The organism is Undibacterium sp. Di27W, assembly GCF_049340345.1.
Classification (GTDB): domain Bacteria; phylum Pseudomonadota; class Gammaproteobacteria; order Burkholderiales; family Burkholderiaceae_D; genus Undibacterium.
In genome coordinates this window covers 246,017-259,857 of the sequence record NZ_JBMPOS010000002.1, presented here as the reverse complement: position 1 = coordinate 259,857, position 13,841 = coordinate 246,017, and the positions used below count along the sequence as shown (strand labels likewise).

The window sequence follows — 13,841 nt, the reverse complement described above, 5'->3', positions numbered from 1 at the left end:
TCAGATGTGCAGTCTGCATTCTAGTTATTGCAGGAAAAGTCGGACAGTGTCAGTATTGACTCTTTCTATGCAGATTGCGACAAATGGCACATATAGAGGTCTGGCTCTATCCCCAATGCATGGCTTCTGCGGTGACTGGCCCGCTGGATGTGTTCTCGGTTGCCAATGCCATCTGGTCTATCAAGAATAAGGGCGAGGTAGGTCCACTGTTCAGCTGGAGCCTACATTCCATGGATGGCGAACCTGTCATCACGCCTTCCAGAGTCTGCCTGACTGCCGATGCAACAATCAATGCAAACAGCAAGGCAGATATCGTCTTATTGCCTGGCATCTATATAGAGAATGGCATAGCCGGGCTGACGGCAGATTTGCATGCCATGCGCGGCTTGTTGCCAGCCTTGCGGGCCAAGCATGCGCAGGGTTGTGTGCTGGCGGCCAATTGCAGCGCCACTTTTTTACTGGCAGAAGCTGGTTTGCTCAATGGTGGCCATGCCACGACGACCTGGTGGCTGGAGCGTTCTTTCAAGGCGCGCTATCCCGAAGTCAGCCTGCATTTGTCAGAAGTACTGGATGAATATCAAAACATCTTGACCAGTGGAGCCGCCACCAGCTATCTCAATCTTGCCTATCATCTGGTGGAACGCTTTGGTGGCCAGGAAATTGCCAGCGGCGTTGCCAAGACTTTGCTGATTGATGCCAATCGCGCTTCGCAAATGCCGTATATGCAATTGTTGAGCCTGACCCAGCAAGATACCCATCAGCATGAAAACATGCTGGTGCAACGTGCACAAAAATGGCTGAGCCTGAATCATCACCTGCCTTTCCGCCTGCCTGCCCTGGCGGAGCACCTGGCAGTCAGTGAACGCACTGTGATACGTCACTTCCACCAGACGCTCGATACCACACCCGCCACCTACGCCCAGCAAGTCAAGATGGATGTTGCCAAGCGCTTGCTGGAAACCACCACGCTGACGCTGGAACAAGTGGCAGAGCGCACGGGCTATAGTGACCCCAGCTCTTTTCGCCGTCTGTTCAAACGGCATGCGGGTTTGTCGCCAGCCAGTTATCGTGAGCAATTCAAGCCAGCGAAACGGGTGGTCGATACGGTTTAAGCTTATCTATTCAACACTCTGAGCGTCCCTATGTATTAATATACAATAAGCATATCAAAACTTTATCGTAATTTCTTTGTGGAAATTAATCCCGGTTTTCTTTATATAATGCAGTCATGCACAAATTACCCGGAAAAAGAAAAATCTCTTATGGCTCAGATCCTGTAGCGCCAGAAGCACCTGTTGCTGCGCCAGATTCAGATTCAGCCACAGTAGCAGAGGATGTGTCCGATCAGGCTATTGCGACTCCTGACCTGGGTGAGGTGATAGCCGTGCAAGACCTGGCAGCCTCGCAAAATCCGGCCATCGCCGATACCCTGGCCAAATTCAATGTGGTCAAAACGCAGCTATTGCGTTCACATAACCGCTATCTGGTGAAATGGGAAATCGCCCTGATTCATGAAGGCCGCGATCAAAAAAACAGTTATTACGGCAGGGTCAATGATATTTCCGAGAATGGCCTCAGCATGTTTTGTGACTACAATGTGTTTTTTGATGGCAGGGTCAAACTGGTCATGAGCTTACCGCCTTTGCATATAGGCGCGGCAGTACAAAAAATCGAAGTCGAGAGCAGGATGGTGTACACCATACTCTCGCAATATGCTTTTCGCCTGGGCCTGGAATTCCTGCATTTTCGCGATGGCGAAAAGAAAATCCTGATGGACAGGCTGGAAAGCAGCAATGCCGCCCTCAGGCCCAGTCTGGCTTGATCCTGCTTAATCCCCTCCGCCACAGCCGCCACCGCAACCACCTGAGCAGCCCGAACTGTCCCCTCCGCTGTCACCACCGCTGTCACTGCGACTATCGGCACTGCTGCCGCTATCCTGACTGGTGTCGCCAAAATCATACGCCGTATCGCTGCTGCCACCGCCATAAAAATCGCCGCCACAATACACTGTGCCGTCACCATTCTTGCGCAAAGCACTACAGTCAGGCTGGTAGCGAAAACCGTCGGCAATATTCCACTTGGCATCCAGAGCAAACAACAGGGGCAGACGAGTGGCGCGGCGCGGGTTGATGTTTTCTTCGAGACAGGCAAACCACCAGGTACGGCGCAAGCCTTCATTGCTGCGCTGGCTGGCACCCAGTACTGCTGCCGGTGTATGGTGCATATAGCGCCCAAAAGCCTGTTTGCAAAATTGCTCGTAATTTTTTGTATATAGTATAAATTCGTGCCACAAGTCATCGACCACTTGCGAAGGCATGGAAATATGCTTGTAACCGGATTTCAGGTAGACCAGGAAAAACTGTCGTAAAGCCCTGGCGACCAATTGCTGGTCTTTCAGATGCAAGTCAGGGCGCTGTTTGTGTAGCCTTTCCAACAGTCCGGGTGGAAACATATAAGTACGTATATAGTCAGCTCGCGCCGCCCGCCGCCAGCGCATCCAGACCAGCAACAGACTGACAGCCAGTGCCAGTACGACCACGCTCAATAAAATAGGCATAAGTATTCTTGCTCTTGATCAATAGAATTTAACAAAAACTTGCGCCATGCACGCTTTGCGCAAAAGCAATTTTGGCATAGTATGGAAACAAAGTGATTTAGTTGGCTAGACATAAACTGCCGTAGCTTATTCCAAGTCAGGTCTGCGATACCAGATTTTCTCTTCCCCAGACTCTGATATGTTGTTTTATGAAAAAGTTTTTTCTAAGAGGCTAGTCTGAAATCTTTACAGCATACAAATCAAATCGGCAACAGAGACTGACAGCCCCTGGCATGCGCTTTGCGTGCAAGGGATGCATAAACTCTCTGAGTTGAAGATTTCAGGTAAGCACAACCTCGTAGTCATGTTTTTCTTTCTGGGAGATTCACTATGAATTTGCGTCACTTGCGCATAGGAACCCGACTTGCCGTGGGCTTTGGTGTGATACTCGCCACGCTGATACTGATCTTGGTCATAGACAGTATCTTCAGCGCCGCCAACCGCAAGGAGATGGTTGCGGGGCTGGAACTTTCGCACAATAAAAGTGAACTCGCCGCCAGCCTGAAGAGCAGCATGCTGGAAGGGGGTATCGCCATACGTAATATAGGTTTGCAAAGCGATATTGGTGAAATCGACAAGCAAAAAACCATCTCCAAAAAACAGCAGGCCCGTTTTGCCGAAACCCGTGAAAAACTGATTGCCCTGGGCCTCAGTGCAGAAGAAAAGAAGATTCTTGATAGCGTCTCGGAGTTCGATAAGCAAGTCGACGTGCCCATCAAGGAAGCCATGAAGATGTTGCTGGCTTTCAATGGTGAAGAAGCCGTCAAGCTGATCGCCACCCAGGTTGACCCTTTGCAACAAAAAGCTTTGCTGGAGATTAATAAACTAGTCGATATCCAGGACAAGGCCTCTGCCGAACTTTCCGCCACGGCAGAAAGCAAGGGCAAGCAATTAACCCTGACCCTGTTCGCCATAGGTGCGGTGATCTTATTGTTTGGTGCAGGATTTTCTATCTTCCTGACACGCAGCATCACTACACCCTTGCGTGATGCCGTTGTCATCGCCAAACGTGTTGCCGCCGGTGAACTGACTTTCCGTGAAGCGGCTGAGGGCACCGATGAAATCAGCGAGTTGCTCAATGCCCTGAAGGAAATGAGCGACAACCTGCACAATATCGTCAGCGAAGTCAGGCAGGGCACAGATGCCATCGCGATTGCTGCAGTAGAAATCTCGACCGGTAACTCCGACCTGTCCTCACGTACCGAGAACCAGGCTGGGGCGCTGGAAGAAACCGCCAGCTCCATGGAAGAAATCACGGCCACCGTCAGACATAATGCCGACAATGCCAGACAGGCTAATGGCCTGGTCACCTCTGCTTCCAACTTCGCCATCAAGGGTGGTGAAGAAGTCGGCAAAGTTGTCCACACCATGAACTCCATCAAGGAAAGCTCACGCAAGATTGTCGATATCATCAGTGTCATCGATGGCATCGCCTTCCAGACCAATATCCTGGCCCTGAATGCTGCGGTAGAAGCTGCCCGTGCCGGTGAACAAGGGCGTGGCTTTGCCGTAGTAGCCTCCGAAGTGCGTAATCTGGCACAGCGCAGTGCCAGTGCCGCCAAAGAGATCAAGACCCTGATCGGCGATTCTGTAGAAAAAGTCGATACCGGCGGCAAGCTTGTCGATGCGGCTGGCAAGACCATGAATGAGATCGTCAGCTCGGTCAAACATGTGGCGCAAATCATGTCTGAGATCACGGCAGCTGGCCAGGAGCAAAGTTCGGGTATAGAAGAAGTCAATCGCGCCATCAACCAGATGGATGAGATGACGCAGCAAAATGCAGCGCTGGTGGAGCAGGCTGCTGCCGCCGCAGAAAGCATGGAAGAACAGGCCAACAACCTGGCCAGGGCAGTATCTGCCTTCAAACTGGATGCTTCTGGCAATCATGTGCGCCGGGCGCAAGCGCTTAATCAAGGCGTTAACCTCAGTTCTGCCAGGAACGACTATACTGAGGAAGAGCCATCCTTGATCGCAGCAACTGCTGGTAAACTGGTGAGGGCACTGGGTTTCAATAAAAATTAGCGGGCTGTGGGGCAGATCCCTGCTTTCTGGTCTGCTCCAACAAGCATATTATGAACAAGTCGGAAGCATTAAAGAGTATCGTTGCGCAAGCCAGCAAGGGCGACTTGGTTTTCCCCACCAATGTGAATGCCTCGCTGAAGATACAACAGGCACTCGACGATCCTGATTGCGGTATAGAGACGGCCGCAAAACTGGTCATGACTGAACCCCTGATGTCTGCCCGTGTGGTGGCCATTGCCAATTCAGTAGCCTATAACCGTTTTGGCGGTGGCGTCACCAATATCCGCACTGCCATCACCATACTCGGCTTCAATACCCTGCGCTCGGTGACCGCTGCCGTCGTCATGCGCCAGCTCAGCGCCGCGGTCTCCGACCCTGGCATACGCAGCAGGATGGATGCTCTATGGCGTCATTCTGCCTATGTTGCCGCCCTGGCCCACCTGATCGCGCGCAAGGTCAGCAAGGTCGATGCAGAAACCGCCTTGTTTGCTGGCATAGTCCATGAAGTAGGTGGCTTTTACCTGCTCTCACGCGCGCAGGAATTCCCGGCCTTGCTGGAAATCGATGCGCCTGCAGGCGTGCCAGATGCGCTGGCAGAAACCGATGAAACCTTCATAGGCCGCGCCGTCCTGAATAAATTGCTGGTCCCAAAACGTGTGGTCTCTGCCGTCGAAGCCCTGTGGTATGGCATGCGCGTCATGCCGCCAGAAACCCTGGGCGACACGCTGTTGCTGGCCAATGAACTGGCAGCAGTGCCATCGCCACTGGACCCGCGTTCGCCAGAAAGCATACGCCAGTCAGCTTCAGAAATTGATTTTGCCGTCGGCGAAGGTACCCTGCTTTCCATCCTGTCTGAATCGACTGAAGAAGTCGATGCCCTGACTGCCTCCCTGATCAGCTGACACTTCGCCCTTCATTATTGCTTTCCAACGAAGCTGGCAGAAATTCGGCATAATAGCTGTCGCATTTGCAATTTTTTTGCCTGTCGCAGCAAGCTGCTGCGCCCCCGCCACTTCCCAAGGAAAAACCATGCAATTGAAAAGTTTGCTTCGTTCTGGCCTGTTCAGTTCTTCCATCCTCGCTGGCATTGCCGTATTTGGCATACCTGCCATCAGCGCGCATGCCGCAGCGCCCATGGTGAAAACCAGTGCTCCCGGTTTTTACCGCAGCATGCTGGGCGATTTTGAAGTCACCGTCTTGTCGGATGGCGCAGTCCCGCTACCGGTCGACAAAATGCTGACCAATACCACGCCAGAAAAAGTCGGCAAGGCACTCAGTAAATACCATTTGCAATCCCCGGTGGTGACTTCCGTGAATGCCTTTCTCATCAACACCGGCAACAAGCTGGTGCTGATAGACAGCGGCGCTGGAGTCTTCTTTGGCCCTACCCTGGGCAAGCTGCAAGCCAGCCTGAAAGCATCTGGTTACCTGCCTGAGCAAATCGATGAAATTTATATCACCCACATGCACACCGACCATATCGGTGGTCTGGTGGATGGTGACAAGGCCGCCTTCCCAAATGCCATCGTGCGCATAGACCAGCATGACACTGATTACTGGTTAAGCCAGGCCAACCTGGACAAGGCCACTGGTGATGCCAAAGGCAGTTTTGAAAAATCCATCGCCATCCTGAAACCCTATGTACAGGCAGGCAAGCTGAAAACCTTTGAAGGTGATACTGAACTGGTGCCCGGCATCAAGGCAGTCGCCTCTCATGGGCATACTCCTGGTCACAGCATCTACAAGGTAGAGAGCAAAGGGCAAACCCTGGTCTTGTGGGGCGACCTCATGCATGTCGCCGCCGTGCAGTTTGAAGATCCGTCTGTCACCATACAGTTTGACAGCGATAGCAAGGCCGCCTATGCGCAAAGGCAAAAAGCCTATGCTGATGCAGCCCAGCATTCCTATCAGGTGGGTGCTGCTCACTTGTCTTTCCCAGGCATAGGTTATATACGCAAGGAAGGTAAGGGCTATGCCTGGATGCCTTTGAATTACGCCCCACTGCAGTAATTACCTCCCCCTGGCAGATTAGCCTATCTTCCGACACAAGCAACATCGCCAACACATGCTGCGCCGCCATGCGGTCGGCAGGTGTTGGTTTTTTAATTGTCTTGCCGCTTATAGAAAGAAATTCATGCAGTTATCACGCCCGCTATTTTCCGGTGCATTTTATTCCACCGCTCTGGCGGCCCTCATCAGCCTGGCTGGGCTAGCGCCAGTTGCCCAGGCAGCCGCACCGCTGGCAAGCATAGCGACACCTGGTTTTTATCGCAGCATGCTGGGCGATTTTGAAATTACTGTTTTATCGGATGGCACATTTCCATTCCCAGCAGCGCAAATGCTGACGAATACCAGTCAAGAAAAAGTCAACAAGGCCCTGGCCAAGTCACATCTATCCAGCCCGGTGATCACTTCCGTGAATGGTTTTTTGATCAACACCGGCAATAAACTGGTGCTGATTGATACTGGTTGTGGCAAGTTTTTTGGCCCCAGCCTGGGCAAGTTGCTGAGCAATTTGCAGGCTGCCGGTTATCAGGCGGAACAAGTTGATGAAATTTATCTCAGCCATTTGCATCCTGATCATATCGGTGGCCTGGGGGAGGGCGACAAAGCAGTTTTTCCAAATGCCATCGTGCGGGTAGACCGCCAGGATGCAGAGCATTGGCTGAACCCGGCCAATATGGCCAGGGCCCCCAAGGAAATCCAGGCCTATTATGAAAGAGCAAGCAAGGTATTGCAGCCCTATGTCGAGGCCAACAGACTGAAAACTTTCGATGGCAACAGTGAACTGCTACCAGGCATCAAGGCGATTGCCAGCCATGGGCACACTGCCGGTCACAGTATTTTCAAACTGGAGAGCAAGGGCCAGACCCTGGTCTTATGGGGCGATCTCATGCATGTCGCGGCAGTCCAGTTTGAGACTCCAGCAGTCGCCATCCAGTTTGAAGAAAATAGCAAGTTTGCCACGCTACAGAGGCAAAAAGCCTATGCTGATGCAGCGCAACATGCCTATCTGGTCGGCGCCGCTCACCTGTCTTTTCCAGCCCTGGGTTATGTGCGCAAAGAGGGCAAGGGCTATGCCTGGATGCCTTTGAACCATGCCCCCTTGCCATAATCTGTATTGTCATCAGCCTGATTGACAGTATCCGGCAAATCGGACACAGTGCAAACTCTGTCCTTTGCCGGGTTTTCCATGAATCCTGATCCTGAGTATCAGAATACCGCCACATCAGCGCCGCTCATCAGGGATGATTTTGACCTGCGCCACCTGCCTGCAGATTTTTACCAGAACCCCTATCCCTACTACCACGCCCTACGTGAACAGACGCCCGTACGCAAGATGCCAGATGGCTCTTACCTGCTGACGCGCTATGCCGACCTGGTGCACGTGTATAAGGATGCCAGGACCTTTAGTTCAGACAAAAAGCAGGAATTCAAGCCGCGCTATGGTGATTCGCTGCTGTATGAGCATCACACCAATAGCCTGGTCTTCAATGATCCGCCACTGCACACAAGAGTGCGTCGCCTCATCATGGGTGGCCTGACACCGGCAGCCATGGCCGATACCGAACCCGGCCTCATCAAGCTGGTGGATGGCTTGCTGGACCAGATGGAAAGCAAGGGAGAAGTCGATCTCATCACCCATTTCGCCTCTGCCATACCGGTAGAAATCATAGGTAATTTGCTGGCTGTGCCGCATGATGAGCGCGAGCCTTTGCGCGAATGGTCACTGGCCATACTCGGTGCGCTGGAGCCTGCCATCACGCCAGAATTTTTTGCCTATGCCAATCAATGTGTCGCAGAATTTCTGGATTATCTGAAACAACTGGTGGCACAGCGTAGGCTGCATCCCGGTGACCCAAAAACGGACATGCTTACCCGCCTCATAGAAGGCGAAGCGAATGGCGAAAAGCTGACTGAAACCGAGCTTTTGCAAAACTGCGTTTTCCTGCTCAATGCCGGGCATGAAACCACCACCAACCTGATAGGCAATGGCCTGGTCGCCTTGCAGGAATGGCCAGCACAAAAAACCCGCCTGATCGCCCAGCCAGAAATGATCAACACCGCTATCGAAGAATTTCTGCGCTTTGAAAGTTCCAACCAGTTGGGCAACCGCATGACGACGGTGGACACGCACATCGGTGACGTCGCTATCGCTGCTGGCAGCCGCATCAGCCTGTGTATAGGTGCCGCCAATCGTGACCCCTTGCAATTCCCTGAGCCCGACCAACTGGATATCAGCCGCAGCCCGAATCGCCATCTGGCATTTGCCTCCGGCATACACCAATGCGCAGGCATGTTTCTGGCGCGGCTGGAAGGCAGGGTAGCAATTTCTCGCCTGCTGGCACGCTTCCCCGATTATGAATTAAGCGCAGCACCTGTCAGAGGTGGCCGCGCTCGCTTCCGCGGTTTTTTATCAGTACCCTGCAAACTATAAAATGACTCACAACAAAAAGACGGAGACAAAATGAAGACAAATATACATATCAAGAAAAACCTGCTGGCAGCAGCAGCGATCATGCTCTGCGCCAGCCTCAGCATCAATGCGCAGGCACAGATCAGGATAGGCGTGACCATTTCATCGACGGGCCCGGCAGCTTCGCTGGGCATCCCTGAGAAGAATGCGATTGCCATGCTGCCCAAAGAAATTGCTGGCAAAAAAGTCGACTACATCGTCCTCGATGATGCCTCTGACACTACCCAAACCGTGACCAATACCCGCAAGCTGATCTCGGAAGAAAAAGTCGATGCCATCATAGGCTCGACCACTACGCCCAATTCCCTCGCCATGTTGCCTGTCATCGGCGAAGGCAAGACCCCGACCATCAGCCTGGCATCAAGCAACCGTATCATAGAACCCATGGATGCCAATAAAGCCTGGATGTTCAAGACCCCACAGACCGACACCATGATGGCGATTGCGATCGCCGAAGACATGAGCAAAAAGGGCGTCAAAACCATGGGCTTCATCGGTTTCTCGGATGCTCTGGGTGAAGCTTTTTTGGTGGAAGTGACAAAATATGCCGAGCTGAAAAAAATCAAGGTTGTGGCGACGGAACGTTTCAGCCGCAATGACAACAGCGTCGTCGGCCAGGTCTTGAAACTGATGTCCAGCAACCCCGACGCCATCGTCGTTGGCGCCTCAGGCACACCCGCCGCCCTGCCACCCAAAACCCTGGCAGAACGCGGTTACAAAGGCCGCATCTACCACAATCACGGCGTCGCCAATAGCGACTTCCTGCGCGTCTGCGGCAAAGACTGTGACGGCACCTTCCTGCCCACCGGCCCGGTCATGGTCGCCAAACAACTGGCCGATAACAACCCCGTCAAAAAAGCTGCACTGGATTTCTCCAACAAATTTGAAACCACCTACGGCGCAGGCAACCTGGCAGCCTTCGCCTCTTATGCCTGGGACGCTGGTCTGCTGCTGCAACAAGCCATCCCCCTCGCTTTGAAAAAAGCCACCCCCGGCACTGCAGAATTTCGCGCTGCCTTGCGCGACGCCCTCGAAGCAACACAAGGCCTGGCCACCACCAATGGCGTTGTCAACATGAATAAATCTGACCACCTGGGCCTCGATCAAAGGGCGCGTGTCATGGTGCAGATCAAGGGTGGGAAGTGGGTTTATCAGGCGGAGTAGGACGAGAAAATTTTAATTAACTAGTCAGCAGAAAATGAGGCAATAACCGTATTGACGTTGCTGTTTGGTTTGACTTTGGGGTTGCTGTTGTTTTTGACGTTAGCAGTTCCCATGTGTAGCCGCCGTTTGTGCAGTACAGAAAATGGAAAAAGAAATGACCGTTGTTTGAGGTGTAGCAGGGGTTTCGTGCAGCACTGCTGCGCGCCTGCGTAACGGCATGCGCTTGCAAGCGCATGTTCCTAAGGGCAAGGCCGCAGGCGAGTTTCGGGCATTTCCCATTTTTTGTACTGCACAAACGGGGACCCCGCAGGGGATGTTGGCAGGGTTTCGCAAAGCATGCTTTGCGCTGCCAACATCTAAGCCGCTTGCAAGCGGCGCAGTGGAGTGCTACGCCTGGGTCGCCTTTCTTTGAGTTCTTTCTTTGGCGACGCAAAGAAAGAATTTCGGCTGCCGGGCCGAGACCCGGCTTGCAACCACGGAAGGCAATCGTTTTAATCAAAGTGTGGCATGTAACGAGCAATACGGCATACCACGAACGCCACTGAATTCCTGCGTACGCAGGAATGACATAAATACAGATACGGCTTATGAACTATAGAGCGTTTCTTTCGAATTTATTCTGGCAAAGCAACTACACCCATCTCAATAATGCGGTGGCCTCTCATCCACCACCGCAGTCCTCTGGCTAGCCGCCACAGCCACTTCCCGCAGGCGCGCTGCCATCGCCGTGCACAGCGCTTCGAGCTCATCAATTTTCTTTTGCTGCCTGTAGACCTGGGTATTGAGGGTATCGACCAGATCATCCTGACGGGTCAGGCGTATTTCCAGGTCTATCAATCTTTCTTCTGTCGTCATGGCATCGCTTTCATTTAATCAGGCGCACAGTATGCCATACCAGTCTGGTATGCTAGTGGACTGGTATTCTCTACTTACAAGCAAGGCATGCAAGTGGTATGCCCTGATTTGTTAAAAAATAAAAACCTGTTGACCCGCTTTGCCTGCGCTTGCATGCTATGGATATGAAAATTACTCACCTTCCCCCACGTCCTCTCCTGTCATGCCTGTTTGGCATACTGGTCTTATCTTCCTCAACTGCCAGTCTGGCCAAAGAAGTCAGCAAGCCAGCAGCAAAGCTACAAAATAAGCCGGTAGTCATGGCTTATTATGCGCTGGAAAAAGAAGAAATCAATCATTACGATGAAGGCAAGGTCGCATTCCCGGTCTCTGCCATTACGGCAGAAAAAGCACGCATGCTGACGCATCTCAATTTTTCTTTCCTGACCATCAGCGAAGATGGTAAATGCGCATTGGAAGAAGGCACCAGCTTGCCAGCTGCAGCAAAAATCTTTCGGGAATTGCAAGGCCTGAAAAAATATAATCCTGATTTACGTTTGCAATTTTCCATAGGTGGCTGGGGCAATAGCAATGATGAAAGCCCCACCGTAGGTCGTTATCGCAAGGCCGCTGCAACAGCAGATAACAGGAAGACACTCACGCAATCCTGCGTAGGCATGGTGCGTGAATATGGTTTCGATGGTATAGACATAGACTGGGAATATCCGCGTGCAGAAGATGCGCAGAACTTTGTGGACTTGCTCAAGGAAATGCGCACGCAACTGGGCCAGTTGAAAACTAGCAGGCCAGACAACAAGCTGGCCCCGCAACTGACCATCGCAGTTGCTGGCGGTGCTTTCAATATGGCGCGCACTTATCTGCATTTGCCACAAATCGCCGCCCAGGTTGATTACATCAATCTCATGAGTTATGACTTGACTGGGCCGTGGGAAAAACTGACGAACCACAATGCCCATCTGTTTGGTGATGCGCGTGAACACATGTTTGACAATCCCTTGCGCGCCCTGGCCATCAAACCGGCATTGAGCAAGAAAGCACTGGAACAACGCTTCCCTTCCCCTTTGCCCTTGACTGTGGATGCCACCGTGCAGCAACACCTGTATGCCGGTGTGCCTGCCAGTAAACTGGTGCTGGGCTTGCCATTTTATGGCCGTGCTTATTTCCAGGTAGAGGCCGGAGAAAACCGTGGCCTGTATCAAGCCTTTGTCACACCTGCCGGTGACGTGTATGAAGGCGACCCCAGCCTGCTGGTGGGTTGCGATGCCTGCACCGCCCGCAAAGATCCGCGCATGCCTGGCTATGGTGAAATCAAAAAGCTGCTGGCGGCCAACCTGGGCTATCAATCTTATTTCAGTAACGAGACCAAGGTGCCCTGGATATACAACGCCGAAAAGAAAATCTTTATCAGCTATGACAATGAAGTTTCTTTTGCCTACAAAATCGCCTACCTGAAAAAATACAAACTGGCCGGTGCCATGTTCTGGCACCTGGGGCAGGATGATGAAGAGGGGAGTTTGTTGCGCAGTTTGTATACGGGCTTAAATCCAGAAGCAGGTTTGCAGGGTGGTTTGCATTACGAGCCGAAATGAGGAATGCCGCAGAAAATTTTTCTCTGTAGGAGCGGCTTCAGCCGCGAATGCCCGACACGGTAAACTGTTCGCGGCTGAAGCCGCTCCTACAAAGTAAAGGAATTTTTTCTCAAGTCACCTGACAAAAATGATTAGGTTTATCCGCTCTGGGATTCCCTAGTTAATATTCTCTACCCAGATTTTTTCATTCCCATGATGATCTGCCATGGTTTCCAGCGCGCCCTGAAAAGCCTCGTCGCCAGGGCTTTTCAGGGGATAATTAAAGCGTGAAATATTCATACCAGACAAAGCGGCATATTCAGCATTACTCAAGACATTACTGCCACACCAGATTGCGATATCCGACTTTTTTCTGAGTGCAATTAATTCATCCAGACCGTTACGTGTCAATGCAAGAAAAATCACCTAAATATCTTTCGTAAAAATGAAAGGCACTCTCTGTACTTCATGCCAGTTTCGCTTACTGATGGTGCGAGTATTACCTGCCAAATTTTGAAATGAAGTTGGTAATTTCACGGACGTTCGATGGCTCGGATGATTTGAAATAAAAAACATCTCTGTCATCCCAGGCAAATTGAGAACTCACATTTTTTTGTAGTTGCCTGGCAAAATGATCCATGTCGAAAGCATTGCCCAAAATATTTTTCTTGGGTGGCATGGTGCAAAATATGACACGCAAACTACCATCCTTGATCAGTCTGATGATTGGCTCGGCATTGTCATCAAAGCCTTGCACTTGAAAATCCCTGACTAGCGATTTCATGGGAGTATGTGCTATGTCTGCATAATTGACGGCAACTATGCCAGCCGGACTATTCACATGGATTTTTATTTGAGGATTGATTTTTTGTTTTACCAGCTTGCCGCTGGCAGAATCTCTCACCTCTATCGAATGGATGCTGCCATCTGTGATGGAGTCAAAAACCGCTTTCTTTTTTGGATGTATCCTGAGTAAAATTTCTTCAGGATTATTCAGCAAATTGATGGCCCCGCTAAACATGGCCTCATTCAAGTGGATCATTCCATCATTGGTCACAACCACGTCGTCACAGACAATTTGTAGATCAATCACGATTATTTCCGGTTTCCAGTTTTTTGATATCGGTCAGCATGCTGCCATTAAGCAGCTGTTTTGACA

At 51.6% G+C, this 13,841-nt stretch carries 13 protein-coding genes; 9 read left to right on the top strand and 4 right to left on the bottom strand.

Features of this window, described 5'->3' with window-relative positions; all coding sequences use genetic code 11:
- The first annotated feature begins 83 nt into the window (after positions 1 to 83).
- Together ACO0LF_RS05935 and ACO0LF_RS05930 are read left to right on the top strand one after the other, a co-directional pair.
- Complete coding sequence (locus ACO0LF_RS05935) at positions 84 to 1,112, top strand: GlxA family transcriptional regulator (protein ID WP_423012886.1); 1,029 nt, start codon at positions 84 to 86, stop codon at positions 1,110 to 1,112.
- Between the two features lie 116 nt (positions 1,113 to 1,228).
- Entirely contained in the window at positions 1,229 to 1,822 is a 594-nt protein-coding gene (locus ACO0LF_RS05930; protein WP_423012884.1) for a PilZ domain-containing protein, read from the top strand.
- A 6-nt stretch (positions 1,823 to 1,828) separates the two neighbouring features.
- Here ACO0LF_RS05930 and ACO0LF_RS05925 read toward each other — a convergent pair whose 3' ends face one another.
- Complete coding sequence (locus ACO0LF_RS05925) at positions 1,829 to 2,557, bottom strand: glycine-rich domain-containing protein (RefSeq protein ID WP_423012882.1); 729 nt, start codon at positions 2,555 to 2,557, stop codon at positions 1,829 to 1,831.
- 369 nt (positions 2,558 to 2,926) lie between these two features.
- On the opposite strand from ACO0LF_RS05925, the gene ACO0LF_RS05920 reads away from it, so the two are divergent.
- From ACO0LF_RS05920 to ACO0LF_RS05895, 6 genes are all read left to right on the top strand, one after another.
- On the top strand, positions 2,927 to 4,618 hold the full coding sequence (locus ACO0LF_RS05920) for a methyl-accepting chemotaxis protein (protein ID WP_423012880.1): 1,692 nt from the start codon (positions 2,927 to 2,929) through the stop codon (positions 4,616 to 4,618).
- Positions 4,619 to 4,668: 50 nt separating this feature from the next.
- Positions 4,669 to 5,520, top strand: a complete 852-nt coding sequence (locus ACO0LF_RS05915; RefSeq protein WP_423012878.1) for an HDOD domain-containing protein — start codon at positions 4,669 to 4,671, stop codon at positions 5,518 to 5,520.
- 127 nt (positions 5,521 to 5,647) lie between these two features.
- Positions 5,648 to 6,628 carry an MBL fold metallo-hydrolase gene (locus ACO0LF_RS05910; protein WP_423012876.1) on the top strand — a complete coding sequence of 327 codons (981 nt, stop codon included), beginning with the start codon at positions 5,648 to 5,650 and terminating at the stop codon, positions 6,626 to 6,628.
- Between the two features lie 124 nt (positions 6,629 to 6,752).
- The gene (locus ACO0LF_RS05905; RefSeq protein ID WP_423012874.1) at positions 6,753 to 7,733 is read left to right on the top strand and encodes an MBL fold metallo-hydrolase; all 981 of its coding nucleotides are present in this window, start codon (positions 6,753 to 6,755) and stop codon (positions 7,731 to 7,733) included.
- Positions 7,734 to 7,811: 78 nt separating this feature from the next.
- A complete protein-coding gene (locus tag ACO0LF_RS05900; protein WP_423013467.1) occupies positions 7,812 to 9,056 on the top strand; it encodes a cytochrome P450 in 1,245 nt (414 codons plus the stop codon).
- Positions 9,057 to 9,104: 48 nt separating this feature from the next.
- Positions 9,105 to 10,259 carry an ABC transporter substrate-binding protein gene (locus ACO0LF_RS05895; RefSeq protein ID WP_423013465.1) on the top strand — a complete coding sequence of 385 codons (1,155 nt, stop codon included), beginning with the start codon at positions 9,105 to 9,107 and terminating at the stop codon, positions 10,257 to 10,259.
- A gap of 642 nt (positions 10,260 to 10,901) precedes the next feature.
- On the opposite strand, the gene ACO0LF_RS05890 is transcribed toward ACO0LF_RS05895, so the two are convergent.
- The gene (locus ACO0LF_RS05890) at positions 10,902 to 11,114 is read right to left on the bottom strand and encodes a SlyX family protein (RefSeq protein WP_422999758.1); all 213 of its coding nucleotides are present in this window, start codon (positions 11,112 to 11,114) and stop codon (positions 10,902 to 10,904) included.
- A gap of 164 nt (positions 11,115 to 11,278) precedes the next feature.
- On the opposite strand from ACO0LF_RS05890, the gene ACO0LF_RS05885 reads away from it, so the two are divergent.
- Entirely contained in the window at positions 11,279 to 12,703 is a 1,425-nt protein-coding gene (locus tag ACO0LF_RS05885; RefSeq protein WP_423012872.1) for a glycoside hydrolase family 18 protein, read from the top strand.
- Positions 12,704 to 12,859: 156 nt separating this feature from the next.
- Here ACO0LF_RS05885 and ACO0LF_RS05880 read toward each other — a convergent pair whose 3' ends face one another.
- Complete coding sequence (locus tag ACO0LF_RS05880) at positions 12,860 to 13,108, bottom strand: hypothetical protein (RefSeq protein ID WP_423012870.1); 249 nt, start codon at positions 13,106 to 13,108, stop codon at positions 12,860 to 12,862.
- Positions 13,109 to 13,181: 73 nt separating this feature from the next.
- Entirely contained in the window at positions 13,182 to 13,775 is a 594-nt protein-coding gene (locus tag ACO0LF_RS05875) for a hypothetical protein (protein WP_423012868.1), read from the bottom strand.
- Positions 13,776 to 13,841 lie beyond the last annotated feature (66 nt).

Coding starts and splice junctions, on each gene's coding strand:
- ACO0LF_RS05890 (WP_422999758.1), bottom strand. CDS start 11,114: ATGACGACAGAAGAAAGATTGATAGACCTGGAAATACGCCTGACCCGT.
- ACO0LF_RS05930 (WP_423012884.1), top strand. CDS start 1,229: ATGCACAAATTACCCGGAAAAAGAAAAATCTCTTATGGCTCAGATCCT.
- ACO0LF_RS05915 (WP_423012878.1), top strand. CDS start 4,669: ATGAACAAGTCGGAAGCATTAAAGAGTATCGTTGCGCAAGCCAGCAAG.
- ACO0LF_RS05925 (WP_423012882.1), bottom strand. CDS start 2,557: ATGCCTATTTTATTGAGCGTGGTCGTACTGGCACTGGCTGTCAGTCTG.
- ACO0LF_RS05885 (WP_423012872.1), top strand. CDS start 11,279: ATGAAAATTACTCACCTTCCCCCACGTCCTCTCCTGTCATGCCTGTTT.
- ACO0LF_RS05900 (WP_423013467.1), top strand. CDS start 7,812: ATGAATCCTGATCCTGAGTATCAGAATACCGCCACATCAGCGCCGCTC.
- ACO0LF_RS05935 (WP_423012886.1), top strand. CDS start 84: ATGGCACATATAGAGGTCTGGCTCTATCCCCAATGCATGGCTTCTGCG.
- ACO0LF_RS05910 (WP_423012876.1), top strand. CDS start 5,648: ATGCAATTGAAAAGTTTGCTTCGTTCTGGCCTGTTCAGTTCTTCCATC.
- ACO0LF_RS05905 (WP_423012874.1), top strand. CDS start 6,753: ATGCAGTTATCACGCCCGCTATTTTCCGGTGCATTTTATTCCACCGCT.
- ACO0LF_RS05920 (WP_423012880.1), top strand. CDS start 2,927: ATGAATTTGCGTCACTTGCGCATAGGAACCCGACTTGCCGTGGGCTTT.